This is a genomic window from Kitasatospora sp. NPDC048722 (assembly GCF_040650235.1).
Classification (GTDB): Bacteria; Actinomycetota; Actinomycetes; order Streptomycetales; family Streptomycetaceae; genus Kitasatospora.
Genome location: NZ_JBEZGX010000007.1, coordinates 146,176 through 172,485, shown reverse-complemented (window position 1 = coordinate 172,485; position 26,310 = coordinate 146,176). Strand labels below are relative to the sequence as shown.

Genomic DNA, 26,310 nt, shown 5'->3' with positions numbered 1-26,310 from the left:
CGGCTCAGAGCACCTGGAGGTTCTTCCGGAGCTCGAAGGGGGTGACCTCGGAGCGGTACTCCTCCCACTCCTGGCGCTTGTTGCGCAGGAAGAAGTCGAAGACGTGCTCGCCGAGCGTCTCGGCGACCAGCTCGCTGCGCTGCATCAGGTCGATCGCCTCGCCGAGGTTCTGCGGCATCGGCTGGATGCCCAGGGCGCGGCGCTCGGAGTCCGTGAGCGCCCACACGTCGTCGTCGGCGCCGGGCGGGAGCTCGTAGCCCTCCTCGATGCCCTTGAGGCCGGCCGCGAGCGTCACCGCGTAGGCGAGGTACGGGTTGCAGCCGGTGTCCAGCGAGCGGACCTCGACCCGGGTCGAGCCCTGCTTGCCGGGCTTGTACATCGGCACCCGGATCAGCGCCGAGCGGTTGTTGTGGCCCCAGCAGATGTACGACGGGGCCTCGCCGCCGGCGCCGGCGGTGCGCTGGGAGCCGCCCCAGATGCGCTTGTAGGAGTTCACCCACTGGTTGGTGACGGCGGCGGTCTCGGCGGCGTGCCTCAGCAGGCCGGCGATGAAGGAGCGGCCGACCTTGGAGAGCTGGTACTCGGCTCCGGACTCGTGGAACGCGTTGCGGTCGCCCTCGAACAGCGAGAGGTGGGTGTGCATGCCCGAACCGGGGTGGTCCGAGAACGGCTTCGGCATGAAGCTCGCGTGCACGCCCTGCTCCAGCGCGACCTCCTTCATGACCAGCCGGAAGGTCATGATGTTGTCGGCCGTCGACAGCGCGTCCGCGTAGCGCAGGTCGATCTCCTGCTGGCCGGGCGCGCCCTCGTGGTGGGAGAACTCCACCGAGATGCCCATCGACTCCAGCATCGTGATCGCCTGGCGGCGGAAGTCGTGGCCGACGCCGCGCGGCGTGTGGTCGAAGTAGCCGGACTGGTCGGCGGGGATCGGCGGGGTGCCGTCGCCGGGCAGGTTCTTCAGCAGGAAGAACTCGATCTCCGGGTGCGTGTAGAACGTGAAGCCCTGCTCGGAGGCCTTCTCCAGGGTGCGCTTGAGCACGAAGCGCGGGTCGGCGAAGGAGGGCGAGCCGTCCGGCATCAGGATGTCGCAGAACATCCGCGCGGTGCCCGGCGTCTCCGAGCGCCACGGGAGGATCTGGAAGGTTGTCGGGTCCGGCTTGGCGATCATGTCGGACTCGTAGACCCGGGCGAAGCCCTCGATCGCCGACCCGTCGAAGCCGATGCCCTCCTCGAAGGCCTGTTCCAGCTCGGCCGGCGCCACCGCGACCGACTTCAGGAACCCGAGCACATCGGTGAACCACAGCCGGACGAACCGGATGTCACGCTCTTCGAGCGTCCGAAGCACGAACTGCTGCTGCTTGCCCATGGGGACAGTCTCACCTCTGCTCTTTACGCTCGTGTTACGCGCGGAAGACCCCCGAGGGACCCAGGGGAAGCGACTGTCCCCATCATGGCCGATCATCGGCCATGAGGGCAGTGCCGACCCCCTGCCAGGACATTGCGTCAGTTCGACGATTACACTTCGGAACATGCCCAATCTCCGTCTCGCCCTGAGCCAGATCGACCCCTGGGTCGGTGACCTCGCCCGCAACAGCGATGAGGTGGTGCGCTGGACCAAGCAGGCCGTGGAGGCCGGCGCCCAGCTGGTCGCGTTCCCCGAGATGGTCCTGACCGGCTACCCGGTCGAGGACCTCGCGCTGCGCCGTTCCTTCGTCGAGGCGTCCCGGGCCGCACTGGTCGAGCTGGCCGGGCGGCTGGCCGCCGAAGGGCTGGGCGAGGTGCCGGTGGTGGTCGGCTACCTCGGGCGCTCCGAGCACGCCTCCCCGCGCCTCGGCCGCCCGGCCGGCTCGCCGCAGAACTGCGCGGCGGTGCTGCACCGGGGCGAGGTCGTGACCCGCTTCGCCAAGCACCACCTGCCCAACTACGGCGTGTTCGACGAGTTCCGCTGGTTCGTCCCGGGCGACCAGCTGCCGGTGCTGCGGGTGGACGGCGTGGACGTCGCCCTGGCGATCTGCGAGGACATCTGGCAGGACGGCGGCCGGGTCACCGCCGCCCGCGAGGCCGGGGCCGGCCTGCTGCTGGTGATCAACGGCTCGCCGTACGAGCGGAACAAGGACGACCAGCGGCTCGACCTGGTGCGCCGCCGCGCCGCCGAGGCGGGCTGCACCCTGGCCTACGTCAACATGGTCGGCGGCCAGGACGAGCTGGTCTTCGACGGCGACTCGATCGTCGTCGGCGCGGACGGCGAAGTGCTGGGCCGCTCCCCGCAGTTCGAGGAGCACCTGATGGTGCTGGACCTCGACCTGCCGGCCGCGAGCAGCGACCACACCGACGGCCTGCTGCTGAGCGACGGGCTGCACCTGGTGCGCACCGAACTGAGCGGCGAGCCGCGGCCCGCCCCCGCGCAGAAGCTGGCCGCCGAGGTGGCGCCGCGGATCTCCGACGAGGCCGAGATCTGGGCCGCGCTGGTCTCCGGCACCCGGGCCTACGCCACCAAGAACGGCTTCAGGTCCGTGCTGATCGGCCTCTCCGGCGGCATCGACTCGGCGCTCGTCGCCTCGATCGCGGTGGACGCGATCGGCGCCGAGAACGTGTACTGCGTCTCGATGCCGAGCCGCTACTCCTCCGAGCATTCCAAGGACGACGCGGCCGACCTGGCCCGCCGCACCGGACTGCACTTCCGGACGGTCTCCATCGCCCCGATGTTCGACGCCTACCTGGCCGCCACCGAACTGACCGGCCTGGCCGAGGAGAACCTGCAGTCCCGCCTGCGCGGCACCCTGCTGATGGCGATCTCCAACCAGGAGGGGCACATCGTGCTCGCGCCCGGCAACAAGAGCGAGCTGGCGGTCGGCTACTCGACCCTGTACGGCGACTCGGTCGGCGCGTTCGGCCCGATCAAGGACGTCTACAAGTCGCTGATCTTCCGCCTCGCCCGCTGGCGCAACGAGGAGGCCGAGCGGCGCGGCGAGGTGCCGCCGATCCCGGAGAACACGATCACCAAGCCGCCGTCCGCCGAGCTGCGCCCGGACCAGGTGGACACCGACTCCCTGCCCGACTACGACCTGCTGGACAGCGTGCTGGACCGCTACATCGAGGGCGACGAGGGCCGGGACGCGATCGTCGCGGCCGGCTTCGACCCGGCGGTCGTGGACCGGGTGGTCCGGCTGGTGGACACCGCCGAGTACAAGCGGCGCCAGTACCCGCCGGGCCCGAAGATCTCGGTCAAGAACTTCGGCCGGGACCGCCGCCTGCCGATCACCAACCGCTGGCGGCGCGGCTGAGGAAGGGCCTACTGGAACCGGTAGGTGGCGGCCACCGCGAGGTGGTCGCTGCCGTCCCGGGGCAGGGTGCGGGAGTCGACCGGGCGCAGGCCGCCCTTGCTCATGATCTGGTCGATCCGCGCCATCGGGAAGGACGACGGCCAGCTGAAGCCGAAGCCGTCCCCCGCCGCGCCCTGGGCCGAGCGCATCTGCGAGGTGACGGGCGCCAGGCTGCGGTCGTTCATCGTGCCGTTGAGGTCGCCGAGCAGCAGCACCCTCGTGAGCCGCTCGGCCTGGATCGCGTCCCCGAGGGCCTGCGCGCTGACGTCCCGCTGGGCGACGGTGAAGCCGCCCTCGGCCTTCAGGCGGACGGACGGCAGGTGCGCGACGTACACCGCGACCGGGCCCTGCGGGGTGGTGACCTCGGCCCGGAAGGCGCGGGTCCAGCCCATCTTGAGGCCGACCGGCTGGACGTCGGCGATCGGGTACTTCGACCACAGGCCGACGGTGCCCTCGACCGCGTGGTACGGGTACGCCGTCGCGAGGCCGGTCTCGTAGCCGCGCAGCGCCCTGCCGGCCAGCTCCTGGAGGGCGACGACCTGCGCGCCCGAGTCCACCAGGTTGCGGACGGTGCCCGGCACGTCGGTGTTGGCGGCGGCCACGTTGTGGGTGACCACCGTCCAGTCGCCCTTGCCGCCGCTCTTGTCGGTGAGCAGGCCGCCGAACAGGTTGACCCACAGCACCGCGGGCACCAGCAGGGCGATCAGCGCGGTGGCCGAGCGCCGCAGCAGCGCGGGCACGAGGAGCACCGGCACGGCCAGGCCGAGCCAGGGCAGGAACGTCTCCAGGAGGCTGCCGAGGTTGCCGGGGCTGTTCGGCACGTCGGCGTGGAAGCCCAGCAGGAGGCCGGTGAACAGGGCCAGCGCGGCGACGACGAGACCGCGCCGCCACGCGGTGGCACCGCGGCCGTCCCGGCCCCAGTGCCGCAGGCCCAGGAAGCGTCCGCCCAGGTCCCCCCGGACGAGCGCGGCGCCCGCGGGAGCCGGGGCGCTCTCCTCGCCCCTCACCCGGTCGGTCCTGTCCGCCTGCGTCATCCGTGGCTCCCGTTCGCTCGTGCCCTCGCCCGTCCGCCGCCAGGCCCGTGGGGGTGCGGGCGGCGTGCCGGACTGGTGCCGGTTTGATCGGATCCCGGCTCAGCCTATGCCGGGACAGACGCGGGGCCGCCGGAGCGGGTTCCGGCGTGGCCCGCTTTGGTGAGCGAGGCCACGCCGCGGGCGGTCGGGAACGGACGGGGACGAACCGGCGTTCAGGCGCCGGGCGCGAGGCCGTCGAGCAGGGCGTCGATCATCTTGCCGGCCAGCTCCGGGTCCTCCAGGTCGGAGTCGTCCCACAGGATGCTGCGGTAGAGGATCGGGCCCATCAGGAGGTCGCCGAGCAGTTCGATGTCGAGGTCGGCGCGGAGCACGCCCTCGTCGACGGCCCGGCGCACGAGCGCGAGCGCGGCCTCGCGCCGGGGCCGCACCACCCGCTCGTAGTAGGCCTTGTGCAGCTCGGGCAGGCTGTGCATCTGGCCGAAGGCGGCCTTGAGGATCCAGCGGCTGCGCTTGGCGAGGCCGCGCCGCCGCATGTAGTCGATCATCGCGACCAGGTCGTCCCGGGCGCTGACGCCGGTCGACTCCGGCATCGCGATCTCCAGCCGGCTGACCACGTCGACCAGCAGGGCCTCCTTGTTGGGCCAGCGCCGGTAGATGGTGGCCTTGCCGACGCCGGCGGCGGTGGCGATGCCCTCGATGGTCAGCTCGGACAGGTTCGCACCGCCCGCCATCAGGTCCTCGACCGCGGTGAAGATGGCGAGCTCGGCGGCCTCGCTGCGCGGACGGCCGCGGCGGACGGCCGCGCAGGTCGGCGCGGCCCCGGCGGTCGGGGTGTCCGTCTTCATCCCGCTGGTCTCCCTGGATGTGCGCGGGCGCGGGGGCGCCGTTCCGTTGTCTGGTGGTCCGTGGCGGCGGACCGCGGCCCTGCCGCGCCGGGTGCCCCCGGGGCGGCAGGGCCATTGTCGCTCAGGCCGGCCGCCGGTCAGGCTTCGGCCACCGCGCTCTCGCGCCGGTCGGCGACCTCGGCCGCCCCGGCACCGGGCCCGCCGGTGGGACCGGCGGCCTTGCGCGGGAGCAGGAACCAGGCGATCAGCGCGCCGACCACGGTGATGCCCGCGGACAGCGAGGCGACCACGTGCATGGCGCTGATGAACGCGTCGTCCGCGGGGGCGAGCAGCGCCGCGCCCTTGGGGCCCATCCGGCCGGCGACGGCCAGGGTGGCCTCCAGGGACTCGCCCGCCTTGTCGCGCAGCTCCGCCGGGAGCTGCGCGAGGGTGTCGCTCATGTGGTCGCGGTAGACGGTCGAGAGCACCGCGCCGAGCACGGCGACACCGAGCGAGCCGCCGACCTGGCGGAAGGTGTTGTTGACGGCCGAGCCCGCGCCCGCCTTCTCGCGGGGCAGCGAGCCCATGATCGCGACGGTGACCGGCGGCATGACGTGGGCCATGCCGGCACCCATCAGCAGGCCGAGCACGATCAGCACCCAGATCGGCGTGGTGGCGGTCAGCACGGCGTAGCCGACGAAGCCGGCCGCGATCAGCAGCATGCCGACGGCGGCGGTGGCGGCGACGCCGAAGCGGTCGACCACGAGCCTGGCCCGGGGCGCGAACAGCAGCTGGGCGGCAGCCAGCGGGAGCATCAGCAGACCCGCCTGCAGCGCGCTGTAGCCGCGCACGCTCTGGATGTAGAAGACGCCGAAGAACGAGACGCCCATCAGCGCGAAGAACACGACGCCGACGACGACCACGGAGGCGCTGAACACCTTGTTGCGGAACCACGTGACGTCCAGCGCGGGGTGCGCGGTGCGGCGCTCGAACCAGACGAACGCGGCCAGCGCCACCAGGCCGACCAGCACCGGCCCCCAGGCCTGCACGTCGGTGAAGTCGGCGAGCTCACCGCCCTTGATGATGCCGTAGATCAGCGCGACCAGGCCGATGATCGACAGCAGGACACCGACCGGGTCGAGACGGCCCGGGTTCGGGTCCTTGGACTCCGGCACCAGGAGCACCATCGCGATCACCGCGACGATGACGATCGGCACGTTGATCAGGAAGACCGAGCCCCACCAGAAGTGCTCGATCAGGACGCCGCCGGTGATCGGGCCGATGGCGATGGCGAGACCGACCGCGCCGGCCCAGATGCCGATCGCCTTCGGCTGCTCGGAGCGCTCGAAGACGTTCATGATGATGGCCAGCGTGGCGGGCATCGCGAGCGCGGCGCCGACGCCCATCAGGGCGCGGAAACCGACGAGTTGGCCGGGCGTGCCGGCCAGCGCGGAGAGCAGCGAGGCGATCCCGAAGACGACCATGCCGGCGAGCAGCGCGCGCTTGCGGCCGAAGCGGTCGCCGAGCAGGCCCGAGGTGAAGAGGAGCCCGGCGAACACCAGCGTGTAGGAGTTGATCGACCATTCCAGGTCGCTCTGGGTGGCACCGAGTCCGACCGGCGCCGGGGTCGCGATGGTCTTCATCGCGACGTTGAGGATCGAGTTGTCGAGCACGACGACGAGCAGGGCGAGCACCAGGGTGCACAGGATCGCCCAGCGGCGGCGGTGGATGGCTTCCGGCACGCGGGGCGGCGCGGCTGCGGTGGTCATTGGTCTTCCCGTCCGTGATGGTGTGGCACTGGCGGGTAATTCCGAGCCGCATACGTCTCGTAACCCCCCGAACAGCGTAACCGCATTTTCGATACGAGACGACGCCGTATCGCAAAATGGAGGCAAAGACCTCCGGTGTGCCGCAGATCGCACCGGGCTCGGTGCACCCGTCTTTGCGCAGCCGCCCGGGCGTGCAAGCATGGAGGGGATCCGGGGACGCCGTACGGCGCCACGAGACGACAACCCTTCAGGAGCCTGTTCGATGAACGCTTCTTCGCCTTCGCCTGCTCAGAACCAGGCGTCGCCCGCCACCCTCTACGGCGGGGTCACCAACCGACGCGTCACCGTCCGCGACCTCGCCGCCGCCAAGCAGCGCGGCGAGAAGTGGTCCATGCTCACCGCCTACGACGCCCTCACCGCGGGCGTGTTCGACGAGGCCGGCATCCCCGTCCTCCTGGTCGGCGACTCGGCCGGCAACTGCCACCTCGGCTACGAGACCACCGTGCCGGTGACCATGGATCAGATGGTCATGCTCTCCGCCGCCGTCGTCCGCGGCACCCGGCGCGCGATGGTCGTCGCCGACCTGCCGTTCGGCTCCTACCAGGAGTCCCCCGCCCAGGCCATGCACAACGCCGCCCGCCTGATGAAGGAGGCCGGCGTCGGCGCGGTCAAGCTGGAGGGCGGCGAGCGCAGCGCCCGTTCGATCGAGCTCCTGACCGAGGCCGGCGTCCCGGTGATGGCGCACATCGGCCTCACCCCGCAGTCCGTGCACGCCCTCGGCGGCTACCCGGTCCAGGGCCGCGGCGACGAGGCGGCGCACCAGCTGCTGCGCGACGCCAAGGCCGTCCAGCAGGCCGGCGCCTTCTCGGTCGTGCTGGAGGCGGTGCCCGCCGAGCTGGCCAAGCAGGTCACCGAGCAGCTCGCGATCCCGACCGTCGGCATCGGCGGCGGGCCCGACACCGACGCCCAGGTGCTGGTGTGGACCGACATGGCCGGCATGACGGCCGGCCGGGTGCCCAAGTTCGTCAAGCAGTACGCCAACCTGCGGGCCGTCCTCGGCGACGCCGCCCGCGCGTACGCCGAGGACGTCCGCGCCGGCACCTTCCCCGCGGCCGAGCACAGCTTCCACTGACGCGCCGCCGGTCGGCCCCGCTCCCCGCTCCGGGAGCGGGGCCGCAGCCGTTTCCGGGGAGCCCGCACCGGCGGCGCTGTCACGCCCGGCCGCCCGTGACAGCGGGGTGACAGCGCCGCGCCCGGCCCTCCCCCGCGATGACAGCCGGCTGACAGCCGGGCGGGACACCCTCGGGGCATGACACGAATCGCCACCGCCCCGAACGACCGGGGGAGCGCCGCGGGCAACGCCGTCGAGGTCCGCGGCATCGTCAAGCACTTCGGTGACACCAAGGCCCTCGACGGGGTCGACCTCACCGTGCGCGAAGGCACCGTCCTCGCCCTGCTCGGCCCCAACGGCGCCGGCAAGACCACCCTGGTGCGGGTCCTCTCCACGCTGATCAAGCCGGACGGGGGCACCGCGTTCGTCGGCGGCTACGACGTCCTGCGCCAGCCCAAGCAGCTGCGCCGCACCATCGGCCTGACCGGCCAGTACGCCTCCGTGGACGAGCTGCTCTCCGGCTACGAGAACCTCTACCTGATCGGCCGGCTGCTCGACCTCTCCAGCCGCGAGGCCAAGGCCCGCGCCACCGAACTGCTGGAGCGCTTCTCGCTCACCGAGGCCGCCAAGCGGATCGCCAAGACCTACTCCGGCGGCATGCGCCGGCGCCTCGACCTGGCCGCCAGCATGATCGGCCGCCCTCGGGTGCTCTACCTGGACGAGCCCACCACCGGCCTGGACCCGCGCACCCGCAACGAGGTCTGGGACGAGGTGCAGCGGATGGTCGCCGAGGGCAGCACCGTGCTGCTGACCACCCAGTACATGGAGGAGGCGGAGCAGCTCGCCAACGAGCTGACCGTCATCGACCGCGGCCGGGTGATCGCCAACGGCGGCGTCGCCGAGCTCAAGGCCAAGGTCGGCGGCCAGATCCTCCAGGTCCGCCCGGCCCACCCGGCCGAACTGCCGGAGATGGCCCGCTGCCTGCACGAGAACGGCATCTCCTCCGCCACCTTCTCCCCCGACGACGGCCTGCTCGCGGTGCCGCTCGTCGAGGAGCAGCAGCTCACCACCGTCATCGGGGTGCTCGGCGGACGCGGCTTCGCGATCGCCGGCATCGACACCAAGGTGCCCAGCCTGGACGAGGTCTTCCTCGCCATCACCGGCAAGCCCACCGCCGACGCGGCCACCACGGCCGCCGCCGACCTCGTCAAGGAGCCCGTCGCATGACCACCGCCACGCTCGCCCCCGCCCGGGTCGAGGACTCAGGCGCCGACGACACCCGGATCGGCCTGGCCGGCACCCTTCGCCACATCGGCGCGCTGACCCGCCGCAACCTGATGCGGATCAAGGCCGACCCGGAGTCGATGTTCGACGCCGTGCTGATGCCGATCGTCTTCACCGTGCTGTTCGTCTACGTCTTCGGCGGCGCCGTGTTCGCGGGGGACCAGGACAAGTACAAGCAGTTCATGATCCCCGGGCTGCTCGGGCAGACCGGCATGACGCTGGCGCTGGCCGTCGGCACCGGGCTGAACACCGACTTCCAGACCGGGGTGATGGACCGCTTCCGCACCCTGCCGATCGGCCGGTCCTCCGTCCTGCTCTCCAAGATCGTGGCCGAGACGCTGCGGGCCCTGCTCTCCTCCGCGATCCTGCTGACCTTCGCCTTCATCCTCGGCTTCGAACTGAAGACCGGCCTGCCGGAGCTGCTGGCCGCGATCGGCCTGTCGCTGGTGTTCGGCATGTCGATCGTCTGGATCTCGATGCTGCTGGGCATGTCGCTGCGCAGCGCCCAGGCCGTCCAGGGCGTCTCCATGCTGGTCCTGATGCCGATGCAGTTCGGCAGCTCGATCTTCGCGCCGACCAGCACCATGCCGGGCTGGCTGCAGGCCTTCACCAAGGTCAACCCGCTGTCCGCGCTGGCCGACGCCTCCCGCGCGCTGCTCAACGGCGAGGGGGCGGTGGCCCACCCGGTGACGGTGGTGCTGATCTGGTCCGCCGCCTCGACCGCGATCTTCGCCCCGCTCGCGGTGGCGCGGTTCCGCAAGCGGGTGTGACGGCCGGCGGCCGGTCCGCCGCGGGGGTGCGACCGACCACGAACCCGCCTCCGGTGGAGGCGGGTTCGCCGTCCCCGCCTAGCCGATCAGCTCGTCCAGGACCTCCCGCGTCTGCCCCGGGGTCATGCCGTGGCCCTCGGCACAGGCCGCCTCAAACGCCTCGTCGCCCAGGATGGCCCGCAGGGCGGCCCCCGACCGCTCGCGCTCCGCGCGGTCCAGGTAGCCGCCCTTCGGGCCGTTCATGCCGTTGTGGGCGGCGAGCAGCACGGCGGCCCGGCGGGCCGCCGTGAGGTCGGCGTCCCGCTCGGCGAAGGCCCGCAGCACGCCGACCACGGCCGGAACCACCATGACCGTCATCTGCTCGGCGAAGCCGTTCGCGCCCTCCATCGCGGTGAGCAGCCGCCGGCCCTCGCGCATCAGGCCGAGCCCCTGCTCCGGGCTTCCGGCGCGGGCGGTGATCCACCCGCGGGCGGTGGTCAGCAGGCCGGACACCACGCCCGGGCTGAAGCCGCCCACCCGGGGCGTGTCCAGCTGGTCCAGTTCGGACAGGGCCAGGTCGTACTCCCCGCGCTGGGCGTGGATCCCGCAGAGCGTCAGGTGCCCGAACAGGAAGGCGCCGGTGACGGCGTGGTACGGGCTCGATCGGTCGAGCCCGACGAGCGTCTCCTGGATGATCCGCTCGCCGCGGTCCATGTCCAGCTCCAGCACGGCGGCCCCGAGGTTGACCCGCAGGATCGGCACCTCCTGCGGCGCGCCGAGTTCCTCGGCGAGCTCGATCGCCTGCTCGTACGCGGCGGCGGCCTCCTCCGCGCGCCCCGTGTTGGCCAGCGCCTCGCCGCGGGCGGCCAGCGCCTGGGAGATCCCCCAGAGGTCCCCGGCCTCCCGGCACAGCTCCAGGGACCGCTCACCGTCCCGGATGCCCTGCTCGGCCCCGCCCGGCCAGTCGTTCATCACCTTGGCCCGGATCTGCAGGACGAACGCGAGGTCGGTCAGCCCGCCGTGCACCTCGCAGCCGCGCACGGCGTCGTCCATCAGGTCCTTCATCAGCTCCAGCCGGCCGGCCAGGAAGGCCCCGAACACCCGCATCAGGGCCGGGAAGCGGTAGGACTGCGGCAGGTCCGGGCCGTACACCTCCAGCAGCTGCTGCGAGACCGCGATCGCCTCCTGGTCCCCGAGCACCTCCAGGTTCCCCTCGAACAGCCCGATCAGCCGGTACATCGCGAGCAGCCGCCGGGCCTCCTCGACGACGCCCTCGGGCATCGGCACGCCGTACGCGAGCACGTTGTGCTCCAGCGGCACGGGGGCCGGTGCGGCCGGGTCGAAAGGGTCGGGGCCGAGCCCGGTGATCGCGTTGTACCAGCCGCGGGCCTCCAGGCTGTAGCCGCGCAGCGACCAGTACCAGCTCATGCCGAGGGCGAGGGTGAGGGCCTGCTCCTCGTCCCGCCGGTCGACCGCGCGGCGCAGCGCCGCCCGGATGTTGTCCTGCTCGCGCTCCAGCACCGCCAGCCAGTGCAGTTGCTGCGGGCCGTGGATGCTCAGGTCGGCGGTGGCGACCAGTTCACGGAAGTGGGCGAGGTGGCGCCCCTCCGTCTCGGCGTTCTCGACGGCCTCGGCGAGGCGCTCCTCCGCGTACTCGTGGATGGTCTCCAGCATCCGGTAGCGCGGCAGGTCCCCGTCGCCGAGGTCGGCCACCAGCAGGGACTTGTCCACGAGGGAGAGCAGCAGGTCGGCGACCTCGGTGCGGGTCACCTCGACGCCGTCGGCGCAGACCGCCTCGGCGTCCTCCAGGCGCCAGCCGCCGGCGAACACCGACAGCCGCCGCAGGACGGCCCGTTCGCGTTTGCCGAGGAGGTCCCAGCTCCAGTCGACCACCGCGCGCAGGGTCTGCTGGCGCGGCAGCAGGGTGCGGCTGCCGGCGGTGAGCAGGGCGAACCGGCCGTCCAGGCGGTCGGCTATCTGGCGGGCCGTCATCACCCGCAGCCGGGCGGCGGCGAGTTCGATGGCGAGCGGCAGGCCGTCCAGGCGGCGGCAGATCTCGGCGCAGGCCTCCGGCTCGCTGCCCGGGTCGTAGCCGGGGCGGGCGGCGGCGGCCCGCTCGCCGAGCAGGCGCAGCGCCACCGGCGCGGGCAGCGGCTCGACCGGCACGACGGTCTCGCCGGGCACACCGAGCGGTTCGCGGCTGGTGGCGAGCACGGTCAGGCCGGGGCACTCGACGAGCAGGGTGGCGGCGAGGTCGGCGGCGGCCTGGATCAGGTGCTCGCAGTTGTCGAGGACGAGCAGCATCCGGCGGTGGGCGCAGTGCTCGACCAGCCGGCGCAGCGGGTCCTCGGCGCGCTTGTCGATCACCTCGGCGACGATGCTTCCCGTGTGCAGCACGGTCTCGCGCAGGCCGAGCGCGGAGACCACGGCGGCGGGAACGGCCTCCGGGCTCTCCAGCGGGGCGAGTTCGGCCACCCAGACGCCCTCCGGCCAGCGGCCGGCGGCGAGTTCGGCGCGGCCGGCCTCGACCGCGAGGCTGGTCTTGCCGGAGCCGCCGGGGCCGGTCAGGGTGGTCAGCCGACCGGTCGTCAGCGCCTCGCGCAGGGCGGCGAGATCGCTCTCGCGGCCGACGAAGCTGGTGAGCCGGCCGCGCAGGTTCCCGGCGACGGCGGCGCGCGCGGGCGCTCTGGGCGGCGGCGCGGCCTCCTCTGGAACCAGCAACTCGGCGTGGAGGTCCTGGAGTTGACGCCCGGGGTCGACACCGAGCTCGTCCGCGAGGGCGCGCCTGGTCCGATCGTAGTGGCGCAGCGCCTCGGCCGTCCGGCCGCTTTCGTGCAGCGCGCGGAGCAGCAGGTACTGCCAGGGCTCGTCCAGCGGGCGCCGCTCGCAGTGCTCGGTGAGCTCGGCGACCAGGTCGGCGGCCCGGCCGAGCCCGAGCTCGGCGGTGATGCGGTGCCGGCGGGCCTCGTCGCGCTGGGCCTCCAGCCGGGCGGCCGGGCCCCTGTCCGGCAGGTCGGCCAGTGCGGGGCCGCGCCACAGCGCGAGGGCGGCCCGCAGCCGCTCGGCGGCGAGCGCGTGGTCGCCGGCGTCCAGCGCGCGGCGGCCCTCGGCGGAGAGCCGGCGGAACTCGGCGAGGTCGGTGGCGGGGCCGGTCAGCCAGTACCCGGCGGGACCGGAGCCGATCTCGTCCCGGCCGACGGTGCGGCGCAGCCGGCCGACCAGGGTCTGCAGGGCGGCGGAGGCGTCCTGCGGCGGTTCGGCGTCCCACACCTCGTCCACCAGGAGGTCGGCCGGCACCGGGCGGCCCTCGCGCAGGACCAGCGCGGTGAGCAGCGCGCGCAGCCGGGCGCCGCCGAGCGGGACCGGCGTGCCGTCGTCGTGGTGGGCCGTGGTGGTTCCGAGGATGCCGTAATGCACTGGACCATTCTGGTCGATGTCCGGTCACGGGGACGCACAATTGTCCGGGCACCCGCCGAGCCCCCGGAACCCGGACGAGGGCGCCGGACGTTCACCCTGGACGGCTTGTCCGGTCACCGGCGCGCCCGGCATGATCGGTGCGCCGTCCGCCCGCCCCGTTCCACCCCCCGACCCCCGGAGCACCAGACCATGACCTTCGCCGCAACGCAGCGCTCGCGCAGCGACGACCGCCGGATCAGCCCGGTGTTCTGGGTGCTCCTGGCCATACTGGGCACCTCCGGCTGGGCGGTGTACGCCGGCTACGGCAACGCCTCCTTCGGGGTGTTCCTGTTCGTCGTCGCGGGCTGGATGGTCTCGCTCTGCCTGCACGAGTACGCGCACGCGCGCACCGCGCTGCACGGCGGCGACATCAGCGTCGGCGCGAAGGGCTACCTGACGCTCAACCCGCTCAAGTACACCAACGTGCTGCTCAGCTTCGTGCTGCCGATCGTGTTCGTGATCCTCGGCGGCATCGGCCTGCCCGGCGGCTCGGTGTGGATCGAGCGGCACCGGATCCAGGGGCGGCTCAAGCACAGCCTGATCTCGGCGGCGGGGCCGCTGGTGAACCTGCTGTGCGCGGCGCTGCTGCTGATCCCGATCGGCGCCGGCTGGCTGGACGACCCGACGGTGCACGCGGTCTGGAACGGCTACGAGCTGAACGTCTCGCCGTTCGCCGGCGCGCTCGGCTTCCTCGGCCTGCTCCAGCTCAGCGCGGCGCTGCTGAACCTGCTGCCGGTGCCGGGCCTGGACGGCTACGGGATCGTCGAGCCCTGGCTGTCGTACAACGCGCGCCGCGCCGTCGAGCCGTTCGCCCCGTACGGGATGCTGGCCGTGTTCGCGCTGCTGTGGCAGCCGCAGGTCAACACGTACTTCTTCGAGGCCGTCCACGGCATGATGAGCCTGTTCGGCGTGGACGCCGACTACGCGACGCTCGGCCGCTACCTGTTCAGCTTCTGGAAGAACTAGCCCTGCCCTAGCCCTGGTCGGCGGCCTGGGCGGAGGCCAGCTTCGCCCGGCGCCGGTTCATCCACAGGACGTTGCTCGCGACGCCCGCCAGCGGGATCCAGATCAGGCCCAGCCAGAAGCCCTGGGTCAGCGAGACCACGGCGGCGGTCAGCGCGAGGACGACGACGATCAGGGCGAAGACGGACGTGCGGGGCATGGCGGGCGGCTCCTCGGGCGCGGACGGGCTGGCCGGCCGGAAGGGATCTGTCCGGCGGCCGGCCCCCATTGTCGCCGACCTCACCTCCGGACCGGGTCCAGGGGTGAGGCCGACACGGCGGGACGCGCTCAGACGTCCGTGATCCGCAGGCCCGCGTGCGCCTTGTAGCGGCGGTTGACCGAGATCAGGTTGGCCACCAGCGACTCGACCTGGTGGGCGTTGCGCAGTCGGCCGGCGAAGATGCCCCGCATGCCGGGGATCCGCTCGGCGAGCGCCTGCACGACGTCGGTGGCGGCCCGCTCGTCGCCGAGGACCATGACGTCGGTGTCGATCCGCTCCACCGACTCGTCCTGGAGCAGCACCGCCGACAGGTGGTGGAACGCGGCGGTGACCCGCGAGTCCGGCAGGAGCGCGGCGGCCTGCTGCGCGGCGCTGCCCTCCTCCGGCACGAGCGCGTAGGCGCCCTGCTTGTCGAAGCCGAGCGGGTTCACGCAGTCGACGACGATCTTGCCGGCCAGCTCCTCGCGCAGAGCGGTGAGGGTCGCGGCGTGCCCGTCCCACGGGACGGCGATGATCACGATGTCGCTCTCCCGGGCGACGGTGGCGTTGTCGGCGCCGCGCACGCCGAGGCCCAGCCCGGCGGCCGAGGCCTCGGCCCGGGCGGCGTCGCGCGAGCCGATGATCACCTGCTGGCCGGCCTTGGCCAGTCGCAGGGCCAGCCCGCGCCCCTGGTCGCCGGTGCCGCCGAGGACGCCGACCACCAGCCGCGAGACGTCCGGCAGCTCACGGGCCGGGTTTGTCGCTGAATCGAGGGAAGTCATGGGCCGATCCTGCCAAATCCCCGGCCGGGCGGACATTCTGAGGCCCATGGACGCGGTGAGAGTTTCGGCACTCCGGGAGCGGCTGACGGGCACCGGCTGGCTGGAGGCGGTCGGCGGCTTCGCCGGAGCGCTCCGCCGCTCGGTGTCCCGGCGCGGGGCGGGCGAGCTGCTGCTGGTCGGCACCGAGGCGTACGAGCCCTGGCACCTGGCCGCCCACCTGGACGACGAGGCCGCCTGGTCGGACGTCCCCCGGCTGGCGCCCACCCTGGTGCGGTACGGCCCGACGGCCGGCGCCCCGGCGCACCTGGCGCACGGCCTCGGGCGGCTCAGCGGGGCCCGGCGCGGCGCCACCGTCCTGGTGGTCGCCCCGCGGGCCGTCGGCGCGCCGCTGCTGGAGCGTGTCCAGGACGCCCGCCGGGGCGGCGCGACGGTGCTCGCGCTGGACGGCGGCGCCGCGTCCGCCGACCCGGGCGGGCTCGACGGGCTCGCCGACCTGCGCGGGCTCGCGCACGAGCGGCTGGCCGTCGGCACCGGCGCGGAGGAGCCCTTCGACCTCGCCCAGCACCTGGTGAGCGCCGCCGCCGGGCAGCCCCCGGCCCGCCGCCCGGTCCTCGGCCGACTCGCCGACCTGGCTGCCCGGCTCACCGCGCCCCCGGCGATCAGCCGCTGGTAGGCCCCGCCCCGGCGGCCGGAAAAATCCGTTGCGACCCCCGGAGCCGCCGTCCGAGGATGGTCGTTCGTGAACGACGACGAGCCACCCCGTGGCGGCCGGCCGCGCGCCCTGCTGCGCTCGCTGCGTCCCGACCTCTCGCCCTGGCGCTCCTCCCGCGACTTCCGGTTGCTCTGGACGTCCGGCTGCGTGACGAGCTTCGGCAGCTTCCTCACCTACGTCGCCGTACCGATGCAGATCAAGGACGTCACCGGCTCGTCCTTCGCGGTCGGCCTGGTCGGCGCCTTCGAGCTCGTCCCGCTGATCGTCTTCGGGCTCTGGGGCGGCGCGCTCGCCGACGCCCTCGACCGCCGCCGGCTGGTGCTGCTCTCGGAGGCCGGACTCGGCCTGCTGGCCGGGCTGCTCCTGCTCAACGCGCTGCTGCCGCACCCGCTGCTCTGGCCGGTCTACGCGGTCTCCGCGCTGGTCGCCGCGGCCGACGGCCTCCAGCGCCCGGCGCTGGACTCGCTCGTCCCGCGGATCGTCCGGCACGACCAGCTCGCCGCCGCGTTCGCCCTCAACTCCCTGTACCGCAACGTCGCTTCGGTGGCGGGCCCGGCGCTGGCCGGCGTCATCGTCGCCTTCGCCGGGGTGCGGACGGCGTACGCGCTCGACGTCCTCACGTTCGCCGTGTCGCTGTTGCTGCTCGCCCGGATCCGCGCCGTACCGCCCGCGAGCGACGCCGAACGCCCCACCCTGCAGGCCGTGTTCACCGGACTCCGGTACGCGTGGAGCCGCAAGGACCTGCTCGGCACGTACGCGATCGACATCTGCGCGATGCTGTTCGCCTTCCCCGTCGCCGTCTTCCCGTTCCTGGCCTCGGAGCTGGGCGCGGACTGGGCACTCGGCCCGATGTACGCGGCCTCCGCCGCGGGCGCCCTGCTGGTCGGCGCGACCAGCGGGTGGACCTCCCGGGTGCACCGGCACGGCCGCCTGCTGGTCGTCGCGGCCGTCGGCTGGGGCGCGGCGATGGCGCTCGCGGGCCTGACCGGCAACGTCTGGGTGGTCCTGCTCGGCCTGGCGCTGGCCGGCGGCGCCGACGAGATCAGCGGCGTCGCCCGCTCGACCATGTGGAACCAGTCCATCCCGGACGAGGTCCGCGGCCGGATGGCGGGCGTGGAGCTGCTCAGCTACTCGGTCGGCCCGCAGCTCGGGCAGGTCCGGGCCGGCACCATGGCCGGCCTGGTCGGCGTCCGCGCCGCCGTCTGGACCGGCGGTCTGGCCTGCGTCCTCGCCGTCGTCGCCGTCGGCGCGGCGCTCCCCGGCCTGCTGCGGTACGACGACCGCACGGACCCGCACACCGCCGCCGTCCGGGCCGGGCGCGAACGGGCGGAGCGCGAACGGGCGGCGGCCGCAGCCCCGTGACGCGCCGTTACTCCGCCCCGTCCTGCGGCTTGTCGTCCGACGCGTTGCGCCACTCGCGGTTGCGCTCCTCGACCAGCTGGAGGGCGTGGGCCGCCTCGTCGCGGGTGGCGTACGGGCCGAGGCGGTCCTTGGCCGGGCACTCGGGACCCTCCTCGACCTTGTCGTGCTTGATGCAGTAGAACCACTCGCCGGGCTTGCCGGTCGGCTTGCGGTGGAATCCCAGGGGCATGGCGGTCTCCTGTACGACGGTGGACGGTCCGCCACCGATCATTCCCCGGCCGGGGCCGCTCCGCACACCTCCCGGCCGCCCGGGACCCGGCCGATAGACTCGCCGCATGGCTCTCGTACCCGGCACCCAGTCCCCCACCCGCAAGGTCCCGGCGCACATCGCGCGCCCCGAGTACGTCGGCAAGCCCGCGCCGACGCCGTACACCGGGCCCGAGGTGCAGACCGCCGAGACGATCGAGAAGATGCGGATCGCGGGCCGGATCGCCGCCCGGGCGATGGCCGAGGCGGCCGAGCTGATCGCGCCCGGCGTCACCACCGACGCGTTGGACGCCGTCGCCCACGAGTACATGTGCGACCACGGCGCCTACCCCTCCGACCTCGGCTACCGGGGCTTCCCCAAGTCCGTCTGCACCTCGATCAACGAGGTGATCTGCCACGGCATCCCGGACTCGACCGTGCTCCAGGACGGCGACATCGTCAACATCGACGCCACCGCCTACATCCACGGCGTGCACGGCGACCTCAACGCCACCTACCTGGTCGGCGACGTGGACGAGGAGTCCCGGCTGCTGGTCGAGCGGACCAGGGAGTCGCTCGACCGGGCGATCAAGGCGGTCAAGCCGGGCCGTCAGATCAACGTGATCGGCCGGGTCATCGAGTCCTACGCCAAGCGCTTCGACTACGGCGTCGTGCGGGACTTCACCGGCCACGGCATCAACACGTCGTTCCACTCCGGCCTGATCATCCCGCACTACGACAGCGAGCGGGCCACCGAGGTGATCAAGCCCGGGATGACCTTCACCATCGAGCCGATGCTCACCCTCGGCACCTACGACTACGAGATCTGGCCGGACGGCTGGACCGTCGTCACCAAGGACCGCAAGCGCACCGCCCAGTTCGAGCACACCCTGGTGGTCACGGCGGACGGCGCGGAGGTCCTGACCCTGCCGTGACCCACCATCCCGCCCCGGTGGGCGTCGTCAGCCGATGAGCCACTGTTCCTCGGCCACGGCGCCCACCTCGGTGCAGGCGTCCGTCAGCACGTCGAGGACGCGCAAAGGGTCCGGCAGGGACAGCTCGGGCCCGCGCAGCCACCGCACCTGGGAGCCGTCCGGCAGGGCGGCCGGCGGCAGCAGCGTGTACGAGCCGCGGCAGTGCCAGCGCAGGCCGGGGTGCTCGGACATGGTGTCCGGCGTGGAGTCGAGCGCGCTCGGCCACCACTCGTCCTCGTCCTGCGGGGTGCCGCGGGTGGCGGTGAAGAACAGGTAGCGGTCCTCGCCGACGGCGGCCACCGGGCCCTCGACGCCGAGCGCCGTCAGCCGCTCCAGAGCGAGCCGCCCGGCCTCCGCCGGGACGTCGAGGACGTCGTGCGCGCGGCCGGTGGCGGTCACGAAGTTGGCGTGCGGGTCGCGGGAGAGCCAGCGGGCCAGCTGCTCCGGGTCCGTGGTGGCCTGGGTCTGCCAGGCGAAGGACACCGGGTGCTGGGCGGGCGCCGGACAGGCGACCCGGTCGCACGAACACCGGTAACCGGCCGGATGGGCCGCGGGTGCGAGCGGGAAACCGGCGCGGACGGCGCCGAGCAGCTGATCCAGTCGGGCGGCGGGAGTGTCCGCGTCGCCCGGGCGGGCCCGCTCACGGTCACGCTTCTGCCACCAGGTCGTCCACCTGCTGCCGGCTTCCATCGGGCCCCTTCCGCGCGCTGCCGTGCCTGGTGCGACACAGCGTTCGACGTACCTCTCCGACGCAACGCACGGCGCCCCCCGCTGCTTCCCGGGTCGGTGCTCGGCCTTGCCGTCCACGCCCTGCCGGCCGGAGCCGGGGTCACCGGACGGCCGACGCCCGGGTCACGGTACGGAGTCGCGGCAGCGCTCGGGCTGCGGCTCGAAGGCCGGGAGAGCACGCCGATCCGCGCCTCGCCCGGCCCGCACGGGGCCCGCTGACCCGGGTGGACCCCGAGGGCGTAACAGGAAGGATAAGGGTGCGCGGGGCCTTCGGATGACCGGGGGCGGTGCCTCGCCGGTCACACTCCCGGCACGCAGCGGCCACAACGCCCCCTCGGGTGGTCCGCCGTAACGTCACCCACCCGGAGGTGAGACCCTGGTGGGGTGAAAGCGGAGACCGAATTCGTCGGCGGCCCCCTGGACGGCCAGGTCCTCCCCATCGAGGTGGGGATGATGCTCGGCGTGCCCAAGACCTACAAGGTGCCGGTCCCCGCGCACGGCGACACCCCCGCGCGCACACTGGTGTACGTCCGGTCCAAGCAGGTGCACGGCACCCGCTGGTTCTGGCGCTACGAGTACGACGAGGCGGCCACCGAGCGCGCGTCCGGCTGACGCCCGCGGGCCGCGCCCCCTCCGCAGCCTCCCCGGGAGGACGGCCATGGCGAGAACCGTGCGGCACCCCAGGAGCAGGACCGAGGCGATCGCGCACCACAACCGGCAGGTGGCCGGCGTCACCGCGGCGCTGCTGGTCGTGATCAGCCTCTACACCGTCGTCATCGGGCCCGACGGCTGGCTCTGGTTCGGGTGGGCGGTACTGCTGCTCTCCTGCGTGGCCCTGTTCACGATCCGCGGCTGAGCCCCCTCCGAGCCCGTCCCGAACAGCGGCACCGTCCGCTTCCCACCGGTGACGGCCAGTCATCCCCGGTCAGTCGTCCTCGGCGAGGATCAGGTACAGCTTCTTGCGGGCCTCGGTCAGCACTGCCAGGCCCTTGGTGCGCTGCGCCTCCGAGCCGGTGGCCATGACCTGACGGATCGCCTGGTCGACCGAGGCAAGCGCCTGGCCGACCTCCTGGACGGCCTCCCAGTCGACCTCCCGGCCGGCCTCCGCCCACGGCTCCGCCGGCCCCGCCTCGGCCTCGGCCCGGCCCGCATCGGTGAGCGAGACCAGCCGCTTGCCGCCGATCTCCTCCGCGACGATCAGGCCCTCCTCCTCCATCAGCTGGAGGTTCGGATAGATCGAACCCGGGCTCGGCCGCCAGGCCCCGCCGGTCCGCTCGGTGATCTCGGCGATCATCTCGTAGCCGTGCATCGGCCGTTCCCTGAGCAGAGCCAGCAGCGAGGCACGGACGTCCCCGCGCCGCGCCCGGCCCCCGCGCCGCCCGTGCGGACCGCCGCGCCGGCCGCCGCGCCCGCCGAAGCCGTGCCCGAACGGACCGCCCATCGGGCGGCCGGGGCCACCGCCGCCGAACGGCGGACCGAAGCCGCCGAACGCCGCGCGGCGCTCGTAGCCCTCCCCCGGCATCCCCTCGAACTCCGGGCCCGGGCCGCGACGCCTGTCGCCGCGGGGGCCCTCTCCACGAAATCGCATTCCTGAGCGCACGGCGCCCACCTCCTGTGGTTCGGCGAGACAGTCGAGTAACTGTCTCGATAGCTCGACGATATATCGGTGACTGTCGCTCGTCAACGGATACCGACACCCGACACGGCCGCCGAGCGCAGCGGTCGGCCCCCGTCCAGCCGCTACGGTGACGGGCATGGCCGGAGAACGCGATCTTTCGACGCTGCTGCGCGGCATGCGCCCGCTGCTCAACCCGGGGCGGTACGTCTACTGCACGCTGCCCGCGAAGGTGCCCGCCGGAATGCGGCCGGTGGTGACCGTCGCCGAACCCGAAGGGGTGACGGTGGTGCTCCCGCAGGAGGAGGCGGACGCCCTCGGGCTGCGGTACGAGTACGTGGCCGCCTGGATCACCCTGCAGATCCACTCGGCGCTGGAGGCCGTCGGACTGACGGCGGCGGTGGCCGGCCGGCTCGCCGAGGAGGGGATCAGCTGCAACGTCGTGGCCGGCTTCCACCACGACCACCTGTTCGTCGGCGCCGACGACGCCGAGCGCGCCGTCCTGGCCCTGACGGAGCTGTCCGACCGCTCCGCCTGACGGTGCCGCCGAGTGGCCGCGGCCGTCCGTCCCTTCGACACTGGAGGCAGCCGCCCCGCCAGGGCCGGCCCCACCGGAAGGAGACGGCCGCCATGGCCATCTGCGTCACCTGCGGCAACGACTACTGGCTCGCCTTCGAGATCAAGACGGTCACCGGCGACACCTACACCTTCGACAGCTTCGAGTGCGCGATGGAGAAGCTCGCGCCCCGCTGCGAACAGTGCAGCGTGCGCATCGTCGGCCACGGCGTCGAGGTGGCCGGCATGTTCTTCTGCTGCGCCAACTGCGCCCGCGTCAACGGCGGCCTCGGCGAGCAGATCCGCGACGCCGTCGGCGCCCACCCGGCCTAGTCGGCCCACGACACGCGGAAGGCCCTCCGGCCCGCGCTTCTCGCGCGATCCGGAGGGCCTTCGGCTGCGTGGAGGGCGGAAGAGTCGGCCTGTACGCCGGGTTCAGTTCACCGGTCAGTACGATCACGCTGACCTGGGGCTTTTCCCTGCCGCCAGGTGTAGCGTGACGGCCGGTCCCAGACGGTTCGGTCAGTCCCAATCGGTTGTCGATCGCCCCGGGCAGGTGCGGGCTGGTTGCGCGCTACGGGGTTCCTGCACTCCAGCTGTCACCGCGAGATCGCTCCAGTCGCTGGTCAAGCGCACTATCGGCAACCTCGCCGCCGCCGACCTCGGCCAGCTCGCCCGGGGCTTCAGTACGCCACTACAGGGACATGAACCGTTTCTCTCCTGCGGCGCCGAAGCCAACGGACCGATGGCTCACGGAATACGACCGAATGAGGTCCATCCCGTGTTCGGCAAGGCAGGCGCTCTTGAAGCGCACGTCGTCGGTGACCTCTTGGCCGAACCACGGCGGTGCAACGAAGACCCGCGCGTCGGCCTCGCTGGGAAATGTCACTTCGGCCAGCGTGAGCCCGGCGTGGACTCCCTCGAACTCGTCCACCTCGATGATGCCTCCACCATAGGCGATGGATGACCTCTTCCTCTGCACTCGCCGTCCGCCAGTCATCTTCCACAGAGCCTGGAAGACGCCCTTGGTTATGCCGATCTCCACTTCTTCTCGGACGGGACCCTGCCCGGTTTTGAGAGCAAGAAAATAGCTGTCGCCAGAAGCACGGACACGCATCTCTCCGTCCGTACCTTCAGCAGGGACATGCCCTTGCATGAGTTCGAGCGTCTGCCGTGCCGCAGCAGCTGGCCAATTGGTGGAGACCAGAAACCTGCGTTCGATCTTCAGCGGCATATTCAACCTCTTCCTCTATCCCCCGACTCGTCGGTCGACTGCTCCACCGGATTTCAGGGGAATCTCCTAGCATTACAGCCGGTTGTTCCAGAGGCTCACTCCGAACAGCTGCGGATTATCAGGCCACCCGTTCCAGAGTGTAGTGGCGGCGGAGTTCCTCGATGTGCGAGAGGACGGCCGGATCCTCGGCGGCGCGCGCAATATCGAGCATGGTGTTCCAGACGAAATCCACACCCCCGTCGTACCGGAAATGCTTTTTGATGACAATGCTGAAGATTTCGTTGACCGTCTCCAGCGTCAGCACGTCCGCGAGCCGCATCAGGTCGGCGCGGTCGGCGTCGGTGAGCGGCGGTCGTGTCACTGTCCGGTCGGCCGGAACGCCGACGTCCGAGCTCGCACCCTCAACCGTGGTCAACGGCTTCGCGGACGGCACGTTCACGAAGTCGAACATCAGGTGCACCCGCTCCTGCGAGGAGAGCACCGCCACCGAGTGGATCTCCGAGGCGTCGAGGAACCACACCTCGCCTTTACGCATTCGGAAAACGGTGTCGCCTTCGTTGAAGAAGCAGTCCTCGTTGGTGACAAGGGGGATGTGCATCCGGTGGGCGTTGCGGGTCTCGTCGGCGAGGTCGCCGAGCTCCAGCAGGTCTCGATGCGGGATGATCACGCTGTTCCGCACCTTCGCCAGGCGTACGAAGTTCAGCCGATCCAGGTCGGCCGTGTTCGCGATCAGTTCCCGCAGATAGGGCAGCCGATCGGCCAGCTCGGAGAAGGCGGCGGGCTGGTCGTGGTCGTAGTTCGTGACCACGCCGTCGCCGGCGACCCCGCCCCGCGCCCAGAGCATGCAGCTCTTCCACGCGCCGCCGAAAACGTAATCGCTGTACGCCTCGGACCACGGAAATGAATCGATCTGCTCAAGATCCTTCGCCAGGCGGGATTCGTCGAGACGGATGTCCCCTACATAATGGGTTCGCACAGGATCAAGCAGCCCTTCTCGGTCGAAATCGTCATTATCCCGGAACGGTGGACGGCGTCTTCTCCTGGGTGGAGTCAGATGGATCGGTTGCGATCCAGATCCTCGGCGATCTTCTCCAAGACGTCCACCCGGCCTTGGAAAGGCTCGTCCGGCCGCGGCCACTGCACGACGAGGTCCGTTATTCCGGCCTCGGCGAATTTGCCCGCCGCGTCGAAGAACGCGGCCGGCGAATCGAGGACGCCACCGACGGTGGGCCCGGTGACCAGCAGCCGGGACACCGTGGACGGGTCACGGCCGATCTCCACGCACGCCTTCTCCAGCGCCTCCACCTGCTGGCGCAGGACGGGGAGGGCCTCCACGTACGGAGCGCTCGCGAACAGGTTGGGTTCGCCCGTGGTGACCCAGGTCGACGCGTGCCGGGCCACGACGCGCATGCCACGGGGCCCGGACGCGGCGATCGCGAACGGGACGCGGGGCTCCTGCCGGCACAGGGGCTGGGAGTGCACCTCGTCCGCCAGGTAGTAGCGGCCGTCGAACGTGGTCACCGGCTGGGTCAGGAGCTGGTCGGTGAGCTCGACGTACTCGGCGAACCGCTCGGTCCGCTCCCGCCGGCTCCACGGGTTCCGGCGGGTCATGGTGGAATCGAAGCCCGCCGCGCCGGCGCCGAGACCGAGGATGAGACGGCCGCCCGAGATGTCGTCGACAGTGGTGACGTCCTTGGCCAGGTTCACCGGGTGCCGCAGGTTGGGCGAGGAGACCAGCGCACCGATTCCGATCCGCTCGGTCTCCACCGCCGCCGCGGTCAGCGTCGGAACCATGGTGAACCACTCCTTGGCGCGGAACGCACGCCAGTTGAGGTGGTCGTAGGTCCAGGCGTGATCGAATCCCATCTGCTCGGCCTGGCGCCACTTCAGCCGCGCCGTCTGCCAGCGGTCCTCCGGGACGATCATGATGCCGAATTTCATGCGTCTCCCTCGCCCGGACGGCCGGGATCGATGTTGAAGTTGTAGCGGAAGAGGTTCTGCGGGTCGACCCGCCGCTTGAGCGCGACCAGGCGCCGCCACCGCTCCCCGTAGGCCGCGCGCACGCCGTCGCCCCCCTCGTCGTTGAGGAAGTTGACGTACTGCCCGACCGCATACGGCGCCATCGCGTCGCTGAAGTCCCGGACCCACTGGACGTGACGCTCCCGGTCGTCCTGACCGGGCTCCCACGCGCCGAACATGTTGATGTTGTGACCGGCGTGCCGGGAACCGAAGGCGGTGTCCGTGGCCGGCACCCGGCCGACCGCCCCGCCGAGGTGGTAGATCGGCACGGCCGCCAGCGGCGAGGTGATCCGCGACGCGTGCTCGACGACGGTCGCGATGACCTGGTCGCTGAGCTCCCCGAAGTCCACCGACCGCCAGTAGTAGTGCTTGCCGGGCGGGGAGGTGGTGTCGACCGTCTGCTGCAGTTCGACGTACGGCATCGGACCGACCGTGTCGAGCAGCGGACGCCCGAACCCGCGCAACGGACGCAGGAACGCCAGCCCCTCCTCGAGGTCACCGGACCAGCACACGTTGAGGGCCACGACCGGAGAACCGTGCAGCCGTTCGGGGACGGTCTCCAACGGCGGGCACAGCCGGAGGTTGAGGATCGTCCCGAGCTCGTCCGGAGCGTCCGCGATCAGGTCGCGGTACACGGTCAGGAACTCCGTTGCGACGTCCAGCGGATAGATGACCATCCCGGCCAGGACGGTCGGTCCGATCTCGTGCAGCCGGAAGCCGAACCGCACCACGGTCCCGAAGTTGCCGCCCCCGCCGCGCAGGCCCCACAGCAGCTCCGGGTCCGTGGTGGCGTCCACCCGGAGGCAGCTGCCGTCCGCGGTCACCAGGTCGGCCTCCACCAGGTTGTCCACGGTGAGCCCGCAGCGGCGCATGAGGTGGCCGATCCCGCCGCCCAGGGCGAGCCCGCCGACGCCGGTCTCGCTGACGATGCCGCCGGTTGTAGCCAGCCCGTGCGCCTGGCTGGCCCGGTCGACGTCCTGCCAGAGGGCTCCGCCCTGCACATGGGCCAGTCGGCGTTCCGGGTCGATCTCGACCGCACGCATCCGGGACAGGTCGATGACCACGCCGTCGTCGCAGACCCCTTGGCCGGCCACGCTGTGCCCACCGCCGCGCACCGCGATGGGCAGTCCGCGCTCGGAGGCGAAGGTGACGACCGCGGTCACGTCCGCCACGTCCGCGCACCGCGCGATCAGCAGGGGACGCCGGTCGATGTCCCCGTTCCAGACCTTGCGGGCCTCGTCGTATCGCGGATCGGCGGCGGTGATGAGATCGCCGCTCAGCGCGTCGGCGAGCTTCTCCGAGTCGCCGGTCGTGAGACTGTCCAAAGCCTT

Annotated in this window: 26 protein-coding genes; 12 read left to right on the top strand and 14 right to left on the bottom strand. The window is 72.2% G+C overall.

Annotation, left to right across the window (positions count from 1 at the left end; translation table 11 throughout):
* Nucleotides 1-4: 4 nt before the first annotated feature.
* Entirely contained in the window at nucleotides 5-1,366 is a 1,362-nt protein-coding gene (locus tag AB0C76_RS08445; protein WP_359961618.1) for a glutamine synthetase family protein, read from the bottom strand.
* Between the two features lie 163 nt (nucleotides 1,367-1,529).
* Between AB0C76_RS08445 and AB0C76_RS08440 the strand changes: the two genes are divergently transcribed.
* Entirely contained in the window at nucleotides 1,530-3,284 is a 1,755-nt protein-coding gene (locus tag AB0C76_RS08440) for an NAD+ synthase (protein WP_359961615.1), read from the top strand.
* Between the two features lie 8 nt (nucleotides 3,285-3,292).
* On the opposite strand, the gene AB0C76_RS08435 is transcribed toward AB0C76_RS08440, so the two are convergent.
* From AB0C76_RS08435 to AB0C76_RS08425, 3 genes are all read right to left on the bottom strand, one after another.
* Nucleotides 3,293-4,357 carry an endonuclease/exonuclease/phosphatase family protein gene (locus tag AB0C76_RS08435; protein ID WP_359961612.1) on the bottom strand — a complete coding sequence of 355 codons (1,065 nt, stop codon included), beginning with the start codon at nucleotides 4,355-4,357 and terminating at the stop codon, nucleotides 3,293-3,295.
* Between the two features lie 212 nt (nucleotides 4,358-4,569).
* Nucleotides 4,570-5,202, bottom strand: a complete 633-nt coding sequence (locus AB0C76_RS08430; protein WP_359961609.1) for a TetR/AcrR family transcriptional regulator — start codon at nucleotides 5,200-5,202, stop codon at nucleotides 4,570-4,572.
* Between the two features lie 137 nt (nucleotides 5,203-5,339).
* Complete coding sequence (locus tag AB0C76_RS08425) at nucleotides 5,340-6,950, bottom strand: MFS transporter (protein WP_359961607.1); 1,611 nt, start codon at nucleotides 6,948-6,950, stop codon at nucleotides 5,340-5,342.
* Between the two features lie 262 nt (nucleotides 6,951-7,212).
* Here AB0C76_RS08425 and panB point away from each other — a divergent pair, with 262 nt between their 5' ends.
* The 3 genes from panB (at nucleotide 7,213) to AB0C76_RS08410 (ending at nucleotide 10,115) form a co-directional block, all read left to right on the top strand.
* On the top strand, nucleotides 7,213-8,082 hold the full coding sequence (panB, locus tag AB0C76_RS08420) for a 3-methyl-2-oxobutanoate hydroxymethyltransferase (RefSeq protein WP_359961604.1): 870 nt from the start codon (nucleotides 7,213-7,215) through the stop codon (nucleotides 8,080-8,082).
* 177 nt (nucleotides 8,083-8,259) lie between these two features.
* Nucleotides 8,260-9,288, top strand: coding sequence for an ATP-binding cassette domain-containing protein (locus AB0C76_RS08415; protein WP_359961601.1), 1,029 nt, complete (start codon nucleotides 8,260-8,262; stop codon nucleotides 9,286-9,288).
* Nucleotides 9,285-10,115 carry an ABC transporter permease gene (locus AB0C76_RS08410; protein ID WP_359961599.1) on the top strand — a complete coding sequence of 277 codons (831 nt, stop codon included), beginning with the start codon at nucleotides 9,285-9,287 and terminating at the stop codon, nucleotides 10,113-10,115. The genes AB0C76_RS08415 and AB0C76_RS08410 overlap by 4 nt, the downstream gene beginning before the upstream one ends.
* A 78-nt stretch (nucleotides 10,116-10,193) precedes the next feature.
* Here AB0C76_RS08410 and AB0C76_RS08405 read toward each other — a convergent pair whose 3' ends face one another.
* Nucleotides 10,194-13,511: a BTAD domain-containing putative transcriptional regulator gene (locus tag AB0C76_RS08405; RefSeq protein ID WP_359961596.1), complete on the bottom strand. Its 3,318-nt coding sequence runs from the start codon at nucleotides 13,509-13,511 to the stop codon at nucleotides 10,194-10,196.
* A gap of 189 nt (nucleotides 13,512-13,700) precedes the next feature.
* On the opposite strand from AB0C76_RS08405, the gene AB0C76_RS08400 reads away from it, so the two are divergent.
* Nucleotides 13,701-14,516 carry a site-2 protease family protein gene (locus AB0C76_RS08400; RefSeq protein WP_359961593.1) on the top strand — a complete coding sequence of 272 codons (816 nt, stop codon included), beginning with the start codon at nucleotides 13,701-13,703 and terminating at the stop codon, nucleotides 14,514-14,516.
* A gap of 7 nt (nucleotides 14,517-14,523) precedes the next feature.
* Here the strand turns inward: AB0C76_RS08400 and AB0C76_RS08395 are convergent, their stop codons facing one another.
* Together AB0C76_RS08395 and npdG are read right to left on the bottom strand one after the other, a co-directional pair.
* Complete coding sequence (locus AB0C76_RS08395) at nucleotides 14,524-14,712, bottom strand: hypothetical protein (protein ID WP_359961590.1); 189 nt, start codon at nucleotides 14,710-14,712, stop codon at nucleotides 14,524-14,526.
* A gap of 128 nt (nucleotides 14,713-14,840) precedes the next feature.
* A complete protein-coding gene (gene npdG, locus AB0C76_RS08390; RefSeq protein ID WP_359961588.1) occupies nucleotides 14,841-15,533 on the bottom strand; it encodes an NADPH-dependent F420 reductase in 693 nt (230 codons plus the stop codon).
* A 46-nt stretch (nucleotides 15,534-15,579) separates the two neighbouring features.
* On the opposite strand from npdG, the gene AB0C76_RS08385 reads away from it, so the two are divergent.
* Both AB0C76_RS08385 and AB0C76_RS08380 read left to right on the top strand, forming a co-directional pair.
* Nucleotides 15,580-16,206 (top strand): hypothetical protein, encoded by a 627-nt coding sequence (locus tag AB0C76_RS08385; protein ID WP_359961586.1) that lies wholly within the window; start codon nucleotides 15,580-15,582, stop codon nucleotides 16,204-16,206.
* Nucleotides 16,207-16,272: 66 nt separating this feature from the next.
* Nucleotides 16,273-17,607 carry an MFS transporter gene (locus tag AB0C76_RS08380; protein WP_359961583.1) on the top strand — a complete coding sequence of 445 codons (1,335 nt, stop codon included), beginning with the start codon at nucleotides 16,273-16,275 and terminating at the stop codon, nucleotides 17,605-17,607.
* A gap of 7 nt (nucleotides 17,608-17,614) precedes the next feature.
* Here the strand turns inward: AB0C76_RS08380 and AB0C76_RS08375 are convergent, their stop codons facing one another.
* A complete protein-coding gene (locus AB0C76_RS08375) occupies nucleotides 17,615-17,836 on the bottom strand; it encodes a hypothetical protein (protein WP_359961580.1) in 222 nt (73 codons plus the stop codon).
* A gap of 106 nt (nucleotides 17,837-17,942) precedes the next feature.
* Between AB0C76_RS08375 and map the strand changes: the two genes are divergently transcribed.
* Complete coding sequence (map, locus tag AB0C76_RS08370; protein WP_359961577.1) at nucleotides 17,943-18,788, top strand: type I methionyl aminopeptidase; 846 nt, start codon at nucleotides 17,943-17,945, stop codon at nucleotides 18,786-18,788.
* Nucleotides 18,789-18,815: 27 nt separating this feature from the next.
* Here the strand turns inward: map and AB0C76_RS08365 are convergent, their stop codons facing one another.
* Nucleotides 18,816-19,517: a bifunctional DNA primase/polymerase gene (locus AB0C76_RS08365; protein WP_359961575.1), complete on the bottom strand. Its 702-nt coding sequence runs from the start codon at nucleotides 19,515-19,517 to the stop codon at nucleotides 18,816-18,818.
* Nucleotides 19,518-19,940: 423 nt separating this feature from the next.
* On the opposite strand from AB0C76_RS08365, the gene AB0C76_RS08360 reads away from it, so the two are divergent.
* Together AB0C76_RS08360 and AB0C76_RS08355 are read left to right on the top strand one after the other, a co-directional pair.
* Nucleotides 19,941-20,168, top strand: coding sequence for a hypothetical protein (locus tag AB0C76_RS08360; RefSeq protein ID WP_359961572.1), 228 nt, complete (start codon nucleotides 19,941-19,943; stop codon nucleotides 20,166-20,168).
* Between the two features lie 46 nt (nucleotides 20,169-20,214).
* Nucleotides 20,215-20,412, top strand: a complete 198-nt coding sequence (locus tag AB0C76_RS08355) for a hypothetical protein (protein WP_359961569.1) — start codon at nucleotides 20,215-20,217, stop codon at nucleotides 20,410-20,412.
* Nucleotides 20,413-20,481: 69 nt separating this feature from the next.
* Here AB0C76_RS08355 and AB0C76_RS08350 read toward each other — a convergent pair whose 3' ends face one another.
* On the bottom strand, nucleotides 20,482-21,078 hold the full coding sequence (locus AB0C76_RS08350) for a PadR family transcriptional regulator (protein WP_359961566.1): 597 nt from the start codon (nucleotides 21,076-21,078) through the stop codon (nucleotides 20,482-20,484).
* Between the two features lie 232 nt (nucleotides 21,079-21,310).
* Here AB0C76_RS08350 and AB0C76_RS08345 point away from each other — a divergent pair, with 232 nt between their 5' ends.
* Nucleotides 21,311-21,709 carry an ACT domain-containing protein gene (locus AB0C76_RS08345; RefSeq protein ID WP_359961563.1) on the top strand — a complete coding sequence of 133 codons (399 nt, stop codon included), beginning with the start codon at nucleotides 21,311-21,313 and terminating at the stop codon, nucleotides 21,707-21,709.
* A gap of 92 nt (nucleotides 21,710-21,801) precedes the next feature.
* On the top strand, nucleotides 21,802-22,059 hold the full coding sequence (locus AB0C76_RS08340) for a Prokaryotic metallothionein (RefSeq protein WP_359961560.1): 258 nt from the start codon (nucleotides 21,802-21,804) through the stop codon (nucleotides 22,057-22,059).
* 361 nt (nucleotides 22,060-22,420) lie between these two features.
* Here AB0C76_RS08340 and AB0C76_RS08335 read toward each other — a convergent pair whose 3' ends face one another.
* From AB0C76_RS08335 to AB0C76_RS08320, 4 genes are all read right to left on the bottom strand, one after another.
* Nucleotides 22,421-22,960, bottom strand: coding sequence for a hypothetical protein (locus AB0C76_RS08335; protein ID WP_359961557.1), 540 nt, complete (start codon nucleotides 22,958-22,960; stop codon nucleotides 22,421-22,423).
* A 118-nt stretch (nucleotides 22,961-23,078) separates the two neighbouring features.
* On the bottom strand, nucleotides 23,079-23,936 hold the full coding sequence (locus AB0C76_RS08330; RefSeq protein WP_359961554.1) for an aspartyl/asparaginyl beta-hydroxylase domain-containing protein: 858 nt from the start codon (nucleotides 23,934-23,936) through the stop codon (nucleotides 23,079-23,081).
* Between the two features lie 74 nt (nucleotides 23,937-24,010).
* Nucleotides 24,011-24,901, bottom strand: a complete 891-nt coding sequence (locus tag AB0C76_RS08325) for an LLM class flavin-dependent oxidoreductase (RefSeq protein ID WP_359961551.1) — start codon at nucleotides 24,899-24,901, stop codon at nucleotides 24,011-24,013.
* Complete coding sequence (locus tag AB0C76_RS08320; RefSeq protein ID WP_359961548.1) at nucleotides 24,898-26,304, bottom strand: FAD-binding oxidoreductase; 1,407 nt, start codon at nucleotides 26,302-26,304, stop codon at nucleotides 24,898-24,900. Before AB0C76_RS08320 ends, AB0C76_RS08325 begins: the two co-directional genes overlap by 4 nt.
* Nucleotides 26,305-26,310 lie beyond the last annotated feature (6 nt).

Bases quoted from the DNA above. Each gene is read 5' to 3' on its own strand.
- AB0C76_RS08435 (WP_359961612.1), bottom strand. From the start codon at position 4,357: ATGACGCAGGCGGACAGGACCGACCGGGTGAGGGGCGAGGAGAGCGCC.
- AB0C76_RS08365 (WP_359961575.1), bottom strand. From the start codon at position 19,517: ATGGAAGCCGGCAGCAGGTGGACGACCTGGTGGCAGAAGCGTGACCGT.
- map (WP_359961577.1), top strand. From the start codon at position 17,943: ATGGCTCTCGTACCCGGCACCCAGTCCCCCACCCGCAAGGTCCCGGCG.
- AB0C76_RS08425 (WP_359961607.1), bottom strand. From the start codon at position 6,950: ATGACCACCGCAGCCGCGCCGCCCCGCGTGCCGGAAGCCATCCACCGC.
- AB0C76_RS08325 (WP_359961551.1), bottom strand. From the start codon at position 24,901: ATGAAATTCGGCATCATGATCGTCCCGGAGGACCGCTGGCAGACGGCG.
- AB0C76_RS08340 (WP_359961560.1), top strand. From the start codon at position 21,802: ATGGCCATCTGCGTCACCTGCGGCAACGACTACTGGCTCGCCTTCGAG.
- AB0C76_RS08400 (WP_359961593.1), top strand. From the start codon at position 13,701: ATGACCTTCGCCGCAACGCAGCGCTCGCGCAGCGACGACCGCCGGATC.
- AB0C76_RS08440 (WP_359961615.1), top strand. From the start codon at position 1,530: ATGCCCAATCTCCGTCTCGCCCTGAGCCAGATCGACCCCTGGGTCGGT.
- AB0C76_RS08385 (WP_359961586.1), top strand. From the start codon at position 15,580: ATGGACGCGGTGAGAGTTTCGGCACTCCGGGAGCGGCTGACGGGCACC.
- AB0C76_RS08410 (WP_359961599.1), top strand. From the start codon at position 9,285: ATGACCACCGCCACGCTCGCCCCCGCCCGGGTCGAGGACTCAGGCGCC.
- AB0C76_RS08430 (WP_359961609.1), bottom strand. From the start codon at position 5,202: ATGAAGACGGACACCCCGACCGCCGGGGCCGCGCCGACCTGCGCGGCC.
- AB0C76_RS08355 (WP_359961569.1), top strand. From the start codon at position 20,215: ATGGCGAGAACCGTGCGGCACCCCAGGAGCAGGACCGAGGCGATCGCG.
- AB0C76_RS08375 (WP_359961580.1), bottom strand. From the start codon at position 17,836: ATGCCCCTGGGATTCCACCGCAAGCCGACCGGCAAGCCCGGCGAGTGG.
- AB0C76_RS08395 (WP_359961590.1), bottom strand. From the start codon at position 14,712: ATGCCCCGCACGTCCGTCTTCGCCCTGATCGTCGTCGTCCTCGCGCTG.
- panB (WP_359961604.1), top strand. From the start codon at position 7,213: ATGAACGCTTCTTCGCCTTCGCCTGCTCAGAACCAGGCGTCGCCCGCC.
- AB0C76_RS08415 (WP_359961601.1), top strand. From the start codon at position 8,260: ATGACACGAATCGCCACCGCCCCGAACGACCGGGGGAGCGCCGCGGGC.
- npdG (WP_359961588.1), bottom strand. From the start codon at position 15,533: ATGACTTCCCTCGATTCAGCGACAAACCCGGCCCGTGAGCTGCCGGAC.
- AB0C76_RS08350 (WP_359961566.1), bottom strand. From the start codon at position 21,078: ATGCCGGGGGAGGGCTACGAGCGCCGCGCGGCGTTCGGCGGCTTCGGT.
- AB0C76_RS08335 (WP_359961557.1), bottom strand. From the start codon at position 22,960: ATGCCGCTGAAGATCGAACGCAGGTTTCTGGTCTCCACCAATTGGCCA.
- AB0C76_RS08345 (WP_359961563.1), top strand. From the start codon at position 21,311: ATGGCCGGAGAACGCGATCTTTCGACGCTGCTGCGCGGCATGCGCCCG.
- AB0C76_RS08445 (WP_359961618.1), bottom strand. From the start codon at position 1,366: ATGGGCAAGCAGCAGCAGTTCGTGCTTCGGACGCTCGAAGAGCGTGAC.